The organism is bacterium, assembly GCA_037143175.1.
GTDB lineage: Bacteria > Verrucomicrobiota > Kiritimatiellia > CAIKKV01 > CAITUY01 > JAABPW01.
Genome location: JBAWZF010000019.1, coordinates 35,248 through 51,624, shown reverse-complemented (window position 1 = coordinate 51,624; position 16,377 = coordinate 35,248). Strand labels below are relative to the sequence as shown.

General features: G+C 55.1%; 17 protein-coding genes. 6 read left to right on the top strand and 11 right to left on the bottom strand.

Features of this window, described 5'->3' with window-relative positions:
- The 6 genes from WCI03_08195 to radC form a co-directional block, all read left to right on the top strand.
- Positions 1 to 717: VIT1/CCC1 transporter family protein (locus tag WCI03_08195; GenBank protein ID MEI8139833.1), on the top strand; the 717-nt coding region annotated here is incomplete at its 5' end.
- Between the two features lie 78 nt (positions 718 to 795).
- The gene (locus tag WCI03_08190; GenBank protein ID MEI8139832.1) at positions 796 to 2,970 is read left to right on the top strand and encodes a GreA/GreB family elongation factor; all 2,175 of its coding nucleotides are present in this window, start codon (positions 796 to 798) and stop codon (positions 2,968 to 2,970) included.
- 96 nt (positions 2,971 to 3,066) lie between these two features.
- Positions 3,067 to 3,723: a TraR/DksA C4-type zinc finger protein gene (locus tag WCI03_08185; protein MEI8139831.1), complete on the top strand. Its 657-nt coding sequence runs from the start codon at positions 3,067 to 3,069 to the stop codon at positions 3,721 to 3,723.
- Between the two features lie 43 nt (positions 3,724 to 3,766).
- Entirely contained in the window at positions 3,767 to 4,228 is a 462-nt protein-coding gene (lspA, locus tag WCI03_08180; GenBank protein MEI8139830.1) for a signal peptidase II, read from the top strand.
- Complete coding sequence (miaA, locus tag WCI03_08175; protein ID MEI8139829.1) at positions 4,228 to 5,178, top strand: tRNA (adenosine(37)-N6)-dimethylallyltransferase MiaA; 951 nt, start codon at positions 4,228 to 4,230, stop codon at positions 5,176 to 5,178. The genes lspA and miaA overlap by 1 nt, the downstream gene beginning before the upstream one ends.
- Before the next feature lie 42 nt (positions 5,179 to 5,220).
- The gene (gene radC, locus WCI03_08170; protein MEI8139828.1) at positions 5,221 to 5,997 is read left to right on the top strand and encodes a DNA repair protein RadC; all 777 of its coding nucleotides are present in this window, start codon (positions 5,221 to 5,223) and stop codon (positions 5,995 to 5,997) included.
- 28 nt (positions 5,998 to 6,025) lie between these two features.
- On the opposite strand, the gene WCI03_08165 is transcribed toward radC, so the two are convergent.
- The 11 genes from WCI03_08165 to WCI03_08115 all read right to left on the bottom strand — a co-directional run bounded on the left by WCI03_08165 (position 6,026) and on the right by WCI03_08115 (position 16,351).
- Positions 6,026 to 6,532: a tRNA (cytidine(34)-2'-O)-methyltransferase gene (locus WCI03_08165; protein MEI8139827.1), complete on the bottom strand. Its 507-nt coding sequence runs from the start codon at positions 6,530 to 6,532 to the stop codon at positions 6,026 to 6,028.
- A gap of 7 nt (positions 6,533 to 6,539) precedes the next feature.
- On the bottom strand, positions 6,540 to 8,105 hold the full coding sequence (locus WCI03_08160) for an NAD(P)H-hydrate dehydratase (GenBank protein ID MEI8139826.1): 1,566 nt from the start codon (positions 8,103 to 8,105) through the stop codon (positions 6,540 to 6,542).
- Positions 8,102 to 8,509, bottom strand: a complete 408-nt coding sequence (gene acpS / locus WCI03_08155; GenBank protein MEI8139825.1) for a holo-ACP synthase — start codon at positions 8,507 to 8,509, stop codon at positions 8,102 to 8,104. Before acpS ends, WCI03_08160 begins: the two co-directional genes overlap by 4 nt.
- Positions 8,506 to 9,252, bottom strand: a complete 747-nt coding sequence (locus WCI03_08150; GenBank protein ID MEI8139824.1) for a pyridoxine 5'-phosphate synthase — start codon at positions 9,250 to 9,252, stop codon at positions 8,506 to 8,508. Before WCI03_08150 ends, acpS begins: the two co-directional genes overlap by 4 nt.
- 4 nt (positions 9,253 to 9,256) lie before the next feature.
- A complete protein-coding gene (locus tag WCI03_08145) occupies positions 9,257 to 9,925 on the bottom strand; it encodes a leucine-rich repeat domain-containing protein (protein ID MEI8139823.1) in 669 nt (222 codons plus the stop codon).
- Between the two features lie 14 nt (positions 9,926 to 9,939).
- Entirely contained in the window at positions 9,940 to 10,776 is an 837-nt protein-coding gene (locus WCI03_08140) for an RluA family pseudouridine synthase (protein ID MEI8139822.1), read from the bottom strand.
- A gap of 47 nt (positions 10,777 to 10,823) precedes the next feature.
- Positions 10,824 to 11,045: a DUF4266 domain-containing protein gene (locus WCI03_08135; protein MEI8139821.1), complete on the bottom strand. Its 222-nt coding sequence runs from the start codon at positions 11,043 to 11,045 to the stop codon at positions 10,824 to 10,826.
- Positions 11,042 to 11,569 carry a TlpA disulfide reductase family protein gene (locus WCI03_08130; GenBank protein MEI8139820.1) on the bottom strand — a complete coding sequence of 176 codons (528 nt, stop codon included), beginning with the start codon at positions 11,567 to 11,569 and terminating at the stop codon, positions 11,042 to 11,044. The genes WCI03_08135 and WCI03_08130 overlap by 4 nt, the downstream gene beginning before the upstream one ends.
- The gene (locus tag WCI03_08125) at positions 11,547 to 12,482 is read right to left on the bottom strand and encodes an FAD:protein FMN transferase (GenBank protein ID MEI8139819.1); all 936 of its coding nucleotides are present in this window, start codon (positions 12,480 to 12,482) and stop codon (positions 11,547 to 11,549) included. The genes WCI03_08130 and WCI03_08125 overlap by 23 nt, the downstream gene beginning before the upstream one ends.
- A gap of 14 nt (positions 12,483 to 12,496) precedes the next feature.
- Positions 12,497 to 13,939 carry a DUF3570 domain-containing protein gene (locus WCI03_08120; protein ID MEI8139818.1) on the bottom strand — a complete coding sequence of 481 codons (1,443 nt, stop codon included), beginning with the start codon at positions 13,937 to 13,939 and terminating at the stop codon, positions 12,497 to 12,499.
- A gap of 183 nt (positions 13,940 to 14,122) precedes the next feature.
- Complete coding sequence (locus WCI03_08115) at positions 14,123 to 16,351, bottom strand: heavy metal translocating P-type ATPase (protein MEI8139817.1); 2,229 nt, start codon at positions 16,349 to 16,351, stop codon at positions 14,123 to 14,125.
- Between the last annotated feature and the right edge of the window lie 26 nt (positions 16,352 to 16,377).

The following is a 16,377-nucleotide window of genomic DNA, read 5'->3' as shown; positions in this document are numbered from 1 at the left end:
GGGAGTGCGGGGGCGCGCTTGGAGGGGCGGCACCGCTCCATGGGCGGGAATGCCCTGCGGGCGGGGGTGTTGGGGGCTAATGATGGCTTGGTCTCAATTCTCAGTCTGGTTATGGGTGTTGCAGGGGCGGCGATGGATTCGCATCTGATCCTGATTACCGGATTGGCGGGTTTGTTGGCTGGTGCGATCTCCATGGCGCTGGGGGAGTGGTTGTCTGTTCAGAGCTCCAGGGAATTGTATGAGAAGCAGTTGGATATTGAACGGCAGGAGCTTGCTGAGGCTCCGGAGGCGGAACGGGAGGAGTTAGCCCTGATCTATCAGTCCAAAGGAGTAGCCCCGGAACAGGCCAAACAAATGGCAGATCATTTACTTTCGGATCCGGCACATGCGTTGGATACCTTGAGTCGGGAGGAACTCGGGATGGATCCCGATGAGTTGGGGGGCTCGGCTTGGGAGGCGGCCATTACCTCTTTTCTGCTGTTTGCAGTGGGCGCAATTATTCCCATCGTTCCGTTCTTTTTCACAGGCGGCATGAAGGCTGTGCTGTGGAGCGGGGCCTTGAGCGGTATCGGGTTGTTCGTCATTGGCGCGGCGATCACGCTGGTCACCGGGCGCGGTGTTTTGGGATCCGGATTACGTCAGGTGGTTTTTGGTTTGACGGCGGCGATAATCACTTACGGTATCGGGCGTTTGCTAGGTGTCCAACTCGGTGGATGACGATTTGTTCATTGTGTCTTGTGCCGAGTGGAGCGATGTGCTAAAACTTCCGCCCTTTAATGAGAGGGAAAGCGAAGTATGCAAGCATTAGCACATATCCCCATGGGGGAAGACCAGTTTGAAGAGTGGTTTTTAGCCAAGGTGTCCAACGAAAATATGCCCGTGGATGATATGCAGAATGCATTGCGGGAATTGAACCGGGGCGGAATGGGCGCCAAAACCAGTGGCTGGGCTGAAATGATGGAAGATGCTCTGATTGAGCAGGGCAAGCTTGAAGCCGCCGTCAATGTGCTGGCGATGCGTGCCTACTGGAACAGCGGGGTTCCGGCTTTCCGCGAGGCTTGCATCAAGCGACTTGCTTATATTTACCGGAACGATCCCGTCCGGAAGAAATTCGTAAACAATCTTGGCTTGGATAAAGGGGTCGGGTTGATTGAGGGGTTCCGGAGGTTGAGTATCTTGCTTCGTCTCACTCCCGGCATGCTTTGCATTGATAAGACGTGGGGCGTGGGTGCCATCAAGAACGTCGATTCTTTTTATGAACGGGTAACCATCGATTTCACCCGTAAAATGGGGCATGAGATGTCCTTTGCCTATGCGGCCGAATCGCTTCAGCCGGTGGGCGATGAGCATTTACTTGCCCGTAAATATCGCGATGCCGTGACCTTGGCCGCCCTGGCAGAGACAGAAGCTGCGGAATTGGTGCGCATCGCGCTTCGCAGTTACGGGCCTCTGACGGTGGTGCGTTTGCAGGAAATTCTCTCTGATGGAATCATCAAGCCTGCTGCATGGAAAACATTTTGGGATTCCGCCCGGAAGGCCCTGAAGGCCGACCCTCTGGTTGTCATCCCCTCAAAACGAAGCGAGCCCATTGTTCTGCTTGAAAAAGCCCAGGCCTATGACAGTACTTGGTTTGCCTCACTTGCCAGTGAGCGGACTGCAGAAGGAATTTTTGCACGCCTTGGCGAGTTGGCTGACAATGCCAAACCCGAAGAGTTGGCGCCTGACAACCTGCGTATTGTCGGGGATCGTCTGGCCTTTCTGATGCTTGGCTTTGGTGACAAGGATATGAATATCCGGGTCCAGATTGTCGTGGCCGCACGGCAGTGGAATGTGCCTGTAACACAGGTCGATTGGGTTCGGGAAGCCGATCTCCTGATTGAGCCTGAAAACTTCATGGCGGCAGCCACGGCGATCAGTTCCAAACGCCTTGAGGCCCTTTTGAAGTTGTTGGCAGATCGGGATAGCGCACGCTTGTACGATACGATCCTCGGGGCCATTCCTTCGATGTTCATGAATATCCTTAATACCTGCGTTGCCTTTATGATGGAGTCCGGCCAGGAAGCGGCCTGTGCCGCGGTATTCAAAGAGTACGTCGGAATGCGCAAGGCTGGGGTGGAATTGCTGTTGTGGTTGGCCAAACGCCCGGATCGCCTTGAAGCGTGGGGTTTGGGCTCCACCGGAGATCTGCTGTTCCATATCCTGCCGGCGATGGAGAAGACTTACAACGGGGAGCGGTTGCGTGCCGCCAATCAATTGGGCGAGATGGTCCAGCAGCGGGAGTTCCTCGAGGCCGCCGCAAATGCCATGAATGATGTCCAGCGGACCAGCTTTATCCGCTACCTGCGCGCAGTCATGGGCAAGATCCCTGTCGATACGCAGGCGATGATCGGGCGTATTGTCAGAGTCTATCCTGACTTGGTGTCCTTGTTGATCGACAAGCGGTCCGAAGCGGAGGAGGCGGCAGCCCCCAAGAATGGTCTGACGTCCTGGCGTTCCTACCGGCAACGGCAGAAATTGCTCGAAAAGATCGTGAACGAGGATATTCCGAAGAATAGTCGCGATATCGGTGTGGCCCGGAGCTATGGCGATTTGCGTGAGAATTTCGAATATAAGACGGCCAAGGAACAGCAAGGTATCCTGATGCATCGCAGTGCCGAGTTGGAACTCGATCTAAAGATCGTCCATGGGACAGACTTTACCACCTGCACCCATGAGGTCGCGGGGATGGGAACGACGGTTGTGCTTCAGCTTGAAAACGGTCAGAAAAATACATTCAGTATTCTGGGCGAATGGGATCAGGATACGGAAAAAGGGATTATTTCCTGTAGCAGTAAGTTGGGCAAAGTCCTCACGGGCCATCGGGGTGGGGATGAACTTGAAATTCCCGGCGATAAGGGAAATGAGAAATGTCGCATTGTTGAAGTTGGGGCTCTTTCAGAAGATATTCTCGCCTGGGCCAAAGGAACCTGAGGGGAAGATTGACAGCGCAGGAACCGTTTGATATCTAGGCGTGCTTTTTTCTGCGGGAATAAAGGTTGAACTGGGTTGAAAGGGTGTTATTGACTTATGGTAAATAAAGCAGTTAAGACAAGAAAAGTGCTGAAAAAATCGGTTGAAGCTAAAGGGGTTGCAGTTAAAAAGACTGTCAAACCCGTTGCCAAGCCGGTGGTAAGTTCCAAGAAACCCGTGTCAAAACCTGCGCCCACATCCAAAGCAGCGGTGAAGCCTGTCGCTGGAAAGGCTGCTCCTGTCAAGGTCTCCGCATCCAAAACCGAATCACGCCCCTTGCGCGTCTCGCCTGTTGACGCGAAGGCGCTTCAGCAGTTAAAGGACGCCATGATCAAGATGAGGGATCGGTTGACGGGGCAGATTTCTTCCCAGTCGGATGATTCGCTCAAGTATGTCGACGACACTTCGTCCGAGGATCGCACGGATGATTTCGACAAAGAGTTCGCTCTAACGCTGGTCAGTAGTGAGCATGATTCAATTTTTGAAATCGACAATGCGCTCCGTCGTATTGCCGAAGGCAACTACGGGTTCTGTGATGGTTGTGGCTGTGCGATTGAGAAGCCGCGCCTGCATGCCCTGCCGTTCGCCCGGATGTGCATCCGGTGTCAGTCCGAACAGGAAAAGGGGCGTACACGTTTCCGTCCGTTTGGCGATACTCTGGCGCAGGGCGTGGAGCAGACGCCTGAGGTGACGGAACCCGAAGAGGCGGAATAACCGGTTCCCCCTTGCTGCGTGGTGGCAAGCTTACAGGCTTATTATGCAGGTGTTATTGCTCAGTATTGTGATTGTTGTGCTTGACCAGATCACCAAGTATCTGGTCATGCTCAAATTTCATTTGGGCGATAGCATTGCCCTGATTCCCGGATTCTTCAACCTCACCTATGTTCGCAATATTGGTGCGGCTTGGGGGATGCTGGGTGGTTGGAATGGTGTACTGGTCGCTTTATCCGCAGTTGTTCTGCTGCTGCTGATTATCTTCCGCCGGTCTTTTTTGACAGACAGCCTGATTCACCGCCTATCCCTGGGACTGATGCTGGGAGGAATTACCGGAAATTTATTCGACCGGATCCGGTTGCAGTATGTTGTCGATTTCCTCGATTTCTACTGGAAGGTTCATCATTTCCCTGCTTTTAACGTTGCGGACTCCGCTATCTGTGTCGGTGTCGGCCTTTATATGATCTCCTCATTTTTAGCTCACGACGATCAGGTTCGGAGCTGATGAACCCCTCTGTCAGTCATGCTCAGGCCTATTTTCTGGTCGGCCCCACGGCGGCGGGGAAAACCGCAGTGGCGCAACGCCTGGCCGAGTCCATGGGGGCGGATATTCTTTCGGCCGACTCCATGCTCGTCTATCGGGGGATGGATATCGGTACTGCCAAGCCGTCTCCTGCAGAACGAAGCCGGGTTCGCTATTGGGGGCTGGACCTCGTAGAACCCTCAGGATCTTTCAGTGTGGCGCGATTTATTCGAGAGGCCCGACATTGTTTCGAATCGGCCCTTGAACGAGGCGTGCCTGTGATCATTGCCGGTGGGACGGGGCTCTATATCAAGGCGTTACTCAATGGGTTAGATGAGCTTCCCAATCCGTCTCCTGATGTCAGGGCGCGCTGGCAGTTGATCTTTGAGCGTGACGGCATCGGAGGATTGCAGTCCGCGCTGGCAGAGAGAAACCCAGCCTGGTTTCAGGGATTGGCTGATCCTGCCAATAGCCGGCGTTTGATGCGGGCACTTGAACTCATCGAATCCGGTTTTTTCGAGCCTCCCCGATCCTGGGGCAATCGGGCACGGGAGTCGGTGGTGACGGGGATTGATGTGCCGCGGGAAATATTGGTGAAACGCATTGAACGCCGGGTTCAGCAAATGTATGCGGCTGGATTGTTGGAAGAAACCAGGGCGCTGATGGCCCGGTATGGCTCCCTTTCCGGTACCGCCGCCGGTGCGATCGGCTATGCCGAGGCCACGAGTTGCCTGCAAGGTATGCTACCCCAGGGGGCGGCTATGCAACTTACCATTCAACGAACTCGGCAGTTGGCCAAACGGCAGATGACCTGGTTTCGACACCAGATCAACGTTTCATGGATCACGATGAAGGACACCGATTTTGAGTCAGCCACCGCCCTCGTGGCGGCAGACTGGCAGCAACACGGCCCTCAATCCGTTATTTGCTAATTTATCTTTAGTTATAATTTAATTCTGATACAGTGCCCCTTTATGAGCACTGAGGGTGAGGTTTATACCCTGCCTGAATCAGGTGGGGGCGCATTGTGTTACCGGATATGTGATATGCCAGCGCGGCTGCGTCCCCGCGAAGCGATCGAGCGGCAGGGCGTTGAGAATGTTCCCGACCAAGTCATTTTAGCCATCCTGTTGAGAACGGGATCACGTGGCCTTAATGTGGTGGATCTTGCGGAGCGGATTCTTTTCAAGTATGGTAGCCTGACGGCATTGTCGCGTGTAACGGTCGAGGAATTGTCGCAAGATAAATCTTTCAAAGGACTGGGTAAGGTAAAGGCGCAGATCCTCTGTTCGGCGATGGACCTGGCCAGGCGCATGGCGGAAGAGACCCGGGACGAACGAGGGGTATTTGTCAGAACGCCCGAGGATGTTGCCGATCTAATGAGGGAACAGGCGCGCGGGCTTGATCATGAACGGTTCTGGACGCTGAATCTGGATACCCGTAACCGGTTGAAAGGGGCCCCGCGTGAAATCTCAAAAGGAATTCTTGATGCAAGTTTGGTTCATGCCCGTGAGGTATTTAAAAGCGCCATTCAAGCGGGGGGTGCTGCTCTGGTGCTCGTTCACAATCATCCCTCCGGCGATCCATCTCCTTCCGCAGAGGATGTGAAGCTGACACGGCAGCTGGTCCAGGCGGGGCAGGTTATCGGGATTAAGGTGCTCGATCATATCATTGTAGGGCGAAGGCAGGGGGGTAAATCCAAAGACTATCTCAGCCTGCGAGAAGGCGGGCTCGTGACCTTTGATGAATGAATGGCGGCGACGGCCAACTGCTCACTGTCTACCGGTTAATTTGGCGCAGTGCTTCGTACAGAACGATGGAGACGGCATTGGCGAGATTGAGGGAACGGACATGTTCGGTCAGGATAGGGATCCCGAGCGTCTGAGCCTCATGAGCATCCAGCAATGCCTCCGGTAGTCCTTTTGATTCGCTGCCGAAGATCAGAGTATCCCCGGGAAGATAGATCACCTCGGTGTAGGAGCGCTTGGCCCGGGTGCTGAAGTAGAAACAGCGTGGGCTGCCCCGGCTTTGCTGGAAGGCGTCAAGTGAGGCGTGACGGGTGATATCCACGGAATCCCAGTAATCCAGTCCCGCCCGCTTCAGGTGCGCGCTGGTCAACTGAAACCCCAGTGGTTCGATCAGGTGCAGGCGAGTCCCTGTGGCAGCGCAAAGCCGGGCAATATTGCCGGTGTTGGGGGGAATTTCGGGCTCAACCAAAGCAATATTCAGTGACGGCTTGGGCCAGATCATCGGTAAAGCATGCCGGCGTTCGTGGGTATGTTTCATGCTTTCCCTACCTGATCGTGACTTCGCGGAAAACATTACCGAATTCCTTGAGCAGGTCGGTTGCCGTCAGGCTGGCCTGAGAGCGAACCCACATGGCATTATCCCCAGCGCGTCCATGCAGGAAGACGCCCACACAGGCCGCATCAAATGGAGAGAGGCCTTGCGCCATCAGCCCCCCTATGAAGCCTGACAGAATATCGCCGGTTCCGCCAGTGGCCATACCAGGATTGCCCGTCATATTCATGTGTAACGGCTGCCCCTTCTGGGCGACCAGAGTACCGGCCCCCTTTAGAATCACTACCGCGTTCGTGCGTTCAGCCGCATCCTGAACGGCCGCCTCACGGTTCTGCTGCACCTCCTGGGTGGTACAGCCTAGCAGGCGCGCCAGTTCGCCGGGATGTGGCGTGATGACCACCGGGCACTGGGCCTTGGCAATGCGCTCAGGGTTGCCTTCAAGGACGTTAAGGGCATCGGCATCCAGCAGCAGAGGCCTTCGGCATTCTTTGAGCAATTGATGAACCCAGAACGTGGTGTCTGGGTGCCGGCTCATGCCGGGGCCTGCCACGATAGAGGAAAACTCATTAATGCGCCCCCGCCATTGTTCCCAGTTTACCGCATTCAGGGAGCCTGTATTGGTTTCATCTCCGGGGTGAGTCATCACTTCCAGCATGGTGCCTGCCACGATCGTATAAATGGATCGTGGAATCAGGGCGCTGACCAGGCCGGCACCGGAGCGTTGTGCCGCAATGGCCGCCATCGCGGGGGCCCCTGCGTAGCCGATGGCGCCGCCAATGATCAGGGCATGACCGTAGTCCCCTTTATGCGCCAGCCGTGACCGCTTGGGCATGCGCTGCCTGACGTCCCAGCCAGTGATCAGGTGGCGGGCAGATTCGTAGGTGGAGGTTAATTCCATGGGAATGCCGATGCCAATGACATCCAGGGTGCCAACATAGGGAAGCGCCTGCTGGGTAAGCATGCCGATTTTAGGCATTCCAATGGTGGCGGTGACATCTGCAATGACGACCTCGCCAGGGGCCTCCCCTGTATCGGCGTTCAACCCTGAGGGGATATCAATGGAGACCACCAGATTATCGTCCGAGATACTGTTGATATAATGAATCGCCCCGGCAATTGGACCACGTGGCGGGCCGCTGGCACCAATTCCCAGAACTCCATCAACGATGATTTCCCCGCTTCCGGCGGTCTGCATGGCATCTGCCCATGCTTCTTTGGTGGGGAGTTCAATCAGGGGAATGCCTGCCGCACGCATTTTGCTGAGATGGCGCAGGGCATCACCCCGGATATCCGATGCCGAACCGGCGAGCAGGACTTCGACGTCAAAATCTTCCTCGTGCAAAAGCAAGGCGGCCGCAAAAGCGTCGCCTCCGTTGTTGCCGCGTCCAGCGATAAGATGGATAAAGGCATCTCTTCCGCGGATTCGCTCGGCGAGATAGCTCACCGTGCCGGCAATGCCCTCTCCGGCGCGCCGCATTAATTCGAAACCCGGAATGGCAAATTCCGTGGTTGCGATCTTGTCGAGCTCCCTCATCTGAGCGGTCGTTACAGCTTTCATTCTTCACCTCGTTTTTCACCAATCAGAAGCGCATGGGCGATTGCAAAATTATGAGTATGGGAAAGGCTGATCAATACCCGGAGTACCTTTTGTTTACGGGCGAGAAGTTGGCCGTGCGGACTCAGGGCGATGGAGGGGGCTCCGGTTGCGGGATTTTTCACAACCTCCATATCGAGCCAGTTAAGGTCGGTGCCAATGCCGGTACCAAAGGCTTTGGACACAGCTTCCTTGACGGCGAAACGGCCCGCGTAATAAAGCCACGGTGACGCTTTGCTTTCGCAATATGCCTGCTCGGAGGGGAGAAATACCCGCGATTTAAACCGGTCACCCCACTTGTCCAGAAGCACACGCAAGCGTTCGTTTTCAACCAGATCCACGCCGGTACCGATGACAAATTCCGTCATGACGTTTGGCCTCCCCCATAGGGTTTCATTGCCTCCAGCATCTCTTTGACCGCCCGGTTGAGGCCGACAAACACGGCCTGGCAGATGATGCTGTGTCCGATATTCAGGGTGTTGAGATAGGGAATATCCAGGATGCCGCGCGCATTTGCCGTGTTGATTCCATGCCCTGCGTTTACGATCAGTCCCAGTTTGTGCGCAAGCCGCGCCCCTTCGCAGAGTGCCTTAAGCTCCTTCCGGGCGGCCGAACCGGTGTGATCGCAGTAGGTACCGGTATGTAATTCAATCACCGGGGCCCCCAGTGCGGCGGCGGCCTCGATCTGGCGTGGATCCGGGGCAATGAATAAACTAACTTCAATGCCAGCATCGGAAAGTTTTTGAATAGTGGGGCGCAAGCGCCGCGCCTGGCCTGCCGCATCCAGTCCGCCTTCGGTCGTCAGTTCCTGCCGTCGTTCCGGGACGAGGCAGACTTCATCGGGTTTGACCTTCAGGGCGACAGCAAGGATGTCCGGGTTATTGGCCATTTCCAGATTCAGCCGGGTTTTGATGGCCTTGCGTAGGGCAAAGACATCGCGATCCTGAATATGGCGACGGTCTTCCCGCAAGTGGACGGTTATTCCGGTCGCTCCTGCGACTTCACATACCCGTGCAGCTTGAACAAGGTCGGGATAGTCGGTCCCGCGAACCTGCCGGAGTGTGGCCACATGGTCGATATTAACCCCAAGTCGAAGTTTGATTGTTTTCATTCTGTCAGTTCCTGTTGCTGGTTTTAACGCCCGATCCGGGCTGAAAGATCACGGTGCACCCCGGCAGGGCCGCCTTGATCCGATTTTGTTCCTGCTCGGGTATCGGATTGCCCATAAGGTAAAGGATTTTAAGGTTTTTCGCCAGTCCGGCCATATCCGCCGGCATAGCGGTCAGATGATTGTTATTGAGTCTGAGCCATCTCAGGTTGGAGAGGAGTCCGATTCCCGGGAGGAGTTGTGATAGCTGGGTGCGGTCGGCATTCAGGTAGGTGAGATTGGTCAAGTTCTGGATTTCCTGCGGCAGGGACGGCAGCGGGTTATCGTTGAGCCAGAGATGGGTAAGCTGGGTGAGTTCGCCAATGGCGGGGGGGAGGTTTGTCAGTCCCGTTTGCCCCAAATCCAGCCTGGTCAACTGGGATAGGGCGGTGATTTCATCAGGCAGGCGTCCGATGGTGCAGGTTCGGAGGTTGAGCTGCTTGAGGTTATTGAGGACTAGGATATCAGTTGGAAAGCCATTGAGGCGGCGATAAAACAAATCCAGATTTTGAACCGTGTTGGATTGCGCCAGGGCCTCTGCCACCGTTGTCGCGCGAAGGGGATCAAGTGGTGCCTCCGCAGCAGGGCGACATCCTGTCAGGATGAACAGCCCCAGCAATAACGTGAGGAATCGCATGATCGTTTTGCCCCTTATCGCAAGCCAAGCCGCTTCATCCAGAGAGTGAAATCCTTTGGGAGTGGGGATTCAACTCGTATGGCACGTTGATTGAAGGGGGAGTTGAACCGCAAGCTTGCGGCATGCAGCATTTGCCGGTCTATCATGCGGAGTTCTTCAGGGATGGCTCCCCGTACGGCATAGGTTTTATCGCCCAGAACCGGATGCCCGATGTAGGCAAGATGTTTGCGGATTTGATGGGTTCGGCCGGTTTCAAGGGAAGCCTTGAGATGGCTGGCCAGTGGATTGGATGAGACGTGATAGAGTTTCGTTACTGCTGGCTCATTCTCAAGAGGGTAGTCAATGCGGCGTTCCCGCTCCTTGATTTCGCCCATGGCAAGCAGGTGATAGACTTTTGAAATTTCCTGCTTTTTGAATAGATCAACCGCTTTATCGAACGCCTCCTTTGACTTGGCAATGAGAATGCAGCCGGAGGTGTCGCGATCAAGCCGATGAACGGCCTGGAGTCTTGGCATTTTAAGAAGTGTTTGGAGATCTGTCTCAAGGCTGTCCGGTCCGTTGGAAAGGCGACCGGTTTGTTTGTCAACAATGATGTATTCGGAGTCCTGGTAAAGGATGGTCAGAGGTTTGGCCTTTTTGGCCGCTTGTTTGGAGGGGATCATGACCTCGATTTTGTCGCCTTTTCGGACTTCGTGGTGGGTCATCCAGATGCGGCGTCCATTGACAAATACGAGCCGCTCATCCAGCAGTCCTTTGGCCTTGTTCCGGGACAAGTTCAGGCGTTGGGCCAGAAAGTTTTGCAGAGGCAATCCGGCTTGATCCAGGCGAACAATAAATTCTTGTGGTTGCATGGGCCGCATTATGGTGCGTGCGGCACCACGTGTCGAGTCAATACAGGCTAGTTACAGCCGCAACCGCCGCCACCCACTCCGCGTCCACCGGCGGCGGATTCGCGTGTAAAGTAAACGTGTTCCCGCATGGAGTCGGTCAGGGGATCACGATCCTGGCGCATGGTATAGTCGGAGAGGGTTCCCCGCTCCCAGGGTTGAACCGTTCCGCAGCCGGTAAGCGAAATGAGACCGATAGATATCAATCCTAGTTTGAGCAGGCGGTGTTTCATTTTTTCAGCCCATCCTTTTCATTCAGCAATAGTTCAATCTCTTCTTTGTATTTGGCGGCTGTTTTTTCGCCATGGAAACCCGTATGCAGAAACCGGATTCTGCCTGAGCGATCGACCAGGAAGGAGGAGGGCATGGATTGTACATCTGCTGCCGCTACCAACAGGTTGTCTGCATCACGCAGGGCGATGAAGGAGGCAGGGTGTTCTTCAAGAAATGATTTCATGAGCGCACGTGTCTGATCCTGATTCACGGCAATGATTTCAAATCCCCGGGTCTTATATTGATCTTGCAGGTTATTCAGGATGGGGAATGATGCCTTGCAAGGGCCGCACCAGGAGGCCCAGAAGTCGATCAGGATCACTTTTCCTTTTAGGTCTGAAGGGACTTTTCCCTCCAATTTGAACTGATTCAAATCCGGTAACGGGGAGCCTGTTTTCCAGCCAGCCTGCGTAGTACCTGTTGCGGCCAGTAATGCGATAGCCGCCAGTATGGTTATTTTATTAATCACGGATGAGGTATTCATGGAATCTCCTGGTTAGATACTGCCTGTTCTTTTCATTCACACAACCCTCGACTTGGTAGTAACTGTCGAGAAAGCGTTGCCCCTCCTCCCCACCGAGGATGAAGGCGGTGGTGGACAAAATGCCCGCCTCGGTGCAGGTGGGCGCAATGACACTGACCGATTGGCACCCATTACTCACCGGGTAGCCGGTGCGGGGATCAAGAATGTGCCCAAACTGCTCGCCATTTATTTTTACGTTACGCGCGTAGTTTCCTGAGGTTGTTACGGCCCGGTTGCGAACCACCACACCGCCCCAGCACCGTCCGGGGTCATTGGGATCTTCCAGTCCAATGCGCCACGGTCCCTTCTCAGGGGGCTCGCCCTGAACTCGTAAATCGTGACCGAAATTTACCAAGACATTCTGGAGGCCCGCCTGATTGGCCATTTCAAATACCCGATCCACGGCATATTCCTTGCCGATTCCGCCTACGTCAATCCCCATTCCTTTTTCTGGAAGAAAGAACTGTCCCTTCCGGCGTTGAATTTTCTTCCAGCCACAGAGGACAAGGGCCGATTGCACGGCGCACTCTTCCGGGCGCGTGGCGTGGGGGATGTGGTAATCCCAGAGTTTGATCAGGGGCAGGGCCGCCGGGTCGAACACTCCGCCGGTTGACCAGTGGAACCAGTCACAGAGCGCCAAAAGACTTTCAGCTTCATCATCAAGCTCCACGGGACTGTCCCCTGCGGCGGCATTGATACGGGAGATCAGGCTGTCGGGCCGGAAGCGTGAGAATTTAGCTTCAAAACTGGAAACCCAGCTGGTAACGCTTTTAATGAACGCATTGCTTGCTGCCGTTGAATCAGTTTGGAACTGAAGCTCACAGACAGTCCCCATCGCATTAAACGTGTGCTTGGTATAGTCGCTTGCCGCCATAAAAATTAACCGCCTTAAAAAGAGACATGGGCGCCCACCATAAACAGGAGGGCTGTGGGATACATTTCTTCATCTGTTTTTCCATCATTTCCAGACATTTCATAGCGCTCCACACCGGCATCCAGGGTGAGCTTACTTGTGGGCATCCAGATGAATTTGACCCCATAGGAAATCGAGGTCAGATCCGAAATCCGGTAGTCTGAACTATAGAATTCGGGGGCACCGCTGAAGCGGACATCATAGAAGTCTGCCGCCGTCTGGGTGTAGTACCTTATGATGGGGCTGATAATGAAGTGCGGGTTGATTTTTTGGAACCAGGCCAGTGAGAGCGTTTCCGCATTGATCCCAAATGAATCAGTATAGTACCGGAATCCAAGATCGATGCTGGCATCAAGCGGGGTGATGAACTGTTGCAAGCCGACATAGATAATCTCCTTGGTTTTGCTGTCGGGCCGATTTTCATAAATGAGTCGACCGTTTACTTCTGCCAGTTTATAGGGGTCACTGATAAATCCGGAAACCTGGCCAAGGGTGAGGTTCGCGGTGAACACGGTTGTTTTCGTAAGCACCTGCGAGATTCCGAGCAGGGCATCAATGGAATCCTTGGTTTCGCTCGGGCGCCCGTTGGCCGGAGTCAGCGCGTCATGGGTATAGGCGCCGCCAAAGGCAAGGGTGGTGTTCTTCTTATTGAAATCCAAGGTATCCTGAAGACTGAGTCCTGTTGAGAGATAATCGGACTCCTGACTGTAGGAGGCTTGAATGCTGGGTGTATGATTGCCCATACGTTTAGATAGGCCGATGTTGAATGCCCATCTTGTATCGCTGAAATCTGCCAGAGGAATACGCGAGGAGTTGGCTGGTTGGGCGGCAGGTTGAGTTGTTGAGGCTGCTGCTGATCCGCTGCTGGCAGCGGGGCTGCTGGTAGGCGCGGAAGGCGCCGATGACGGCGTTGAGGGAGTTGGGGCCGGGGTTGGTGCTGGAGCCGGGGTGGCCGCGGTCACCGCTGAATAACGGGCAGCCGGGTAATTGACGCGTCGGCCGATAAAGGCGTCATCTTCATGTTCCTGCTCCGCGCCGCCATTATTCACGGGAGTTACGGTTATCGGCGGTGTGCTGCTAGTCGTTCCTCCACCAGAAGAGGCGGCGGGCCGATTGATACTGACCGGAGCGACAGCAGCAGGTGGGGCCCCGGTGGGGGTGGCGCCACTAATAGCATTATAAATACCATCAAGCTTGATTATCCAGCCTGTATCCGTTTCATTCTGCGCCGAAATCTCAGGAGCAAGTACTTTGATACGATCGTTATCCTCTTGATAATACATGAACTTGGCGCCCAGAGAATCTTCCGCATGACTCCTCCGAGGGGGTAGAACCGTTAGGGCAAATACAATAATCGCCGTCGCGGTTGCTTTACGGGTGTCATGTAGGGAGCTTTTACAAGACTTTTCTGTGTTCATAATATTCCTTGGATTACTTAACCCGAGAGTCATAAGCGATTATTATGCCATATTTCTAAAGTATACCGTTTTCGTCGTGAATTGATTGCATATATGAAAATTTCGTATGTCGTGAATCAGATATTTATGTTTCAGTTCAGGAATTGTGTGTCAAAAACGCGAAATGACACAAAGGTGAGACATTTAAGCATCTAAATTATTGCGATTCAGGCGCAAGGCGTTAGCGATCACTGAGACTGAACTGAAACTCATGGCCATTGCTGCCAGCATGGGGTTCATGAGCAAGCCGGTCCAGGGATAGAGAAGGCCGGCGGCCAGGGGTACGCCGATCATATTATAACCAAAAGCCCAAAACAGGTTCTGGCGGATGTTTTTCAGGACAGAGCGACTGAGCCGGATAGCCCGGACAATGCCCTGCAAATCTCCCTTTACCAGAACAACTCCCGCGGTTTCCATGGCAACGTCTGTTCCGGTTCCCATGGCGATTCCCACGTCCGCCAGGGCGAGAGCAGGGGCATCGTTGATGCCATCGCCTGCCATGGCGACACAGTTGCCGTTGGCTTTGAGCGTCCGGATAAAATTCTGCTTTCCCTCGGGTGTGACGGCCGCGAGGACTTGATCGATCCCGAGTTCGCGGGCTACCCTGGCGGCTACCTCCTGGTTGTCCCCAGTAAGCATGATGACTTTCAGGCCCATCTCGTGGAGGGCCTTGATGGCGGCTGGTGTGGTGGTACGGATTTGATCTGAAAGGGCAATATGACCTGCCAGTTGTCCATTGAGTCTGATGATGACCAAGGTCTGATGCTGGCCTGCTTTAAGGGCTATTGCGTTGTCAGGCCGTTCCCCTGGTGCCGCCTTCTCCACAACAATGCGTTGCCCTCCTACCAGTCCTGATACCCCGCCCCCCGCGATTGATTCAAAGCCCTCGGCCGGTTTCAGTGTCAGCCCCTTTGCGCGGGCATAGCGCACTATGGCTTGTCCTATGGGATGTTCGCTGAGGTGTTCCAGTGAAGCTGCGAGTTGGAGCAACGGCTGATCGTCAGGGAACATTGCCACCACGGTGGGTTTGCCTTCGGTCAGGGTTCCGGTTTTGTCCACCACTACGGTGTCCACCCGCTGTAATTGCTCCAGAACGGTGGCGTCGCGTATGAGAATTCCGGCGCGGGCCCCGCGGCCGATGCCGACCATTACCGCCATGGGGGTGGCCAAACCCAGTGCACAGGGGCAGGCGATGATGAGGACGGAGACGGCATTGACCATGGCGAAAATAACTCGTGGCTCGGGGCCACACCAGGCCCAGATGGCGAAGGTGAGTAAAGCGGCCAGGCCTACAATGGGGACAAACACGGCGGCCACGCGATCGGCCAGATGTTGGACAGGAGCCCGGCTGCGTTGGGCTTCAGAGACCCTCTGAACAATCCGGGCGAAGAGGGTCTCCGCGCCGATTTTTGAGGCGTGCATCAGGAAGGAACCCGAGCGATTGATGGTGCCGGCCGCAACAGGACTGCCCGCATCTGCTTCAATGGCCTCGGCCTCGCCCGTCAGCATGGAGGCATCGATGGAGCCATGGCCCTCAAGGATTTCGCCATCTACCGGTATTTTTCCGCCGGGGCGGACGCGCAGGATGTCACCGGGGTGTACGTCGCTCAGGGGAATTTCCCGCTCTTCGCCGTCCTTAACCACGCAGGCTGTGGTTGGGGTAAGTTTGAGCAGTTCGCGGATGGCGGATCCGGTTTTTCTGCGGGCGCTTAACTCCATGACCTGCCCTAGCAGGACGAGAATGATGATGGTTGAGGCCGCCTCAAAATAAATGGGAACGCCGCCATGGTGATGGAAGGACTCGGGGAAAATCCCCGGGAACAGCATGGCGAGCATGCTGTAAGAAAAGGCCGTTCCGGTGCCCAGTCCGATCAGCGTGAACATATTAAGGTTCAGGGTGCGGAGCGAGAGCCAGGCGCGTTGAAAAAATGGGAGGCCACACCAGAGCACCACCGGAATCGCCAGCAGCATTTCTACCCAACGGGAGAAATGCGGAGCAATCCAGGCATGCATGGCCGGAAAGACCATGGGGCCCATGGAGAGGATAAAGAGCGGAAGACCAAAACAGATACCCCATTTGAGCCGACGCGTCATGTCGTCCAATTCAGAGGTGTCCTCTTCGGCGGTGAGTCCGCTGCTCTCGAGCGCCATACCGCATTTCGGGCAGGTCGCGGGAACAGGGCTTTCGACCCCTTCGCACATGGGGCAGAAATAGGCGGCGGTATGGGGTTTGCCGGGAGAAGTGATGGGCGGAAGCCCCAGGAATTTCCGACGACAGGATTCATGGCAGAAATACCACGTCTTGCCCTCCTTTACACAGGAAAGCACCGTCGCCTCATCAACAGTCATTCCGCAAATGGGGTCGGTAGGCATGTCTGCTGAGAAAGAAGTCCGGATTC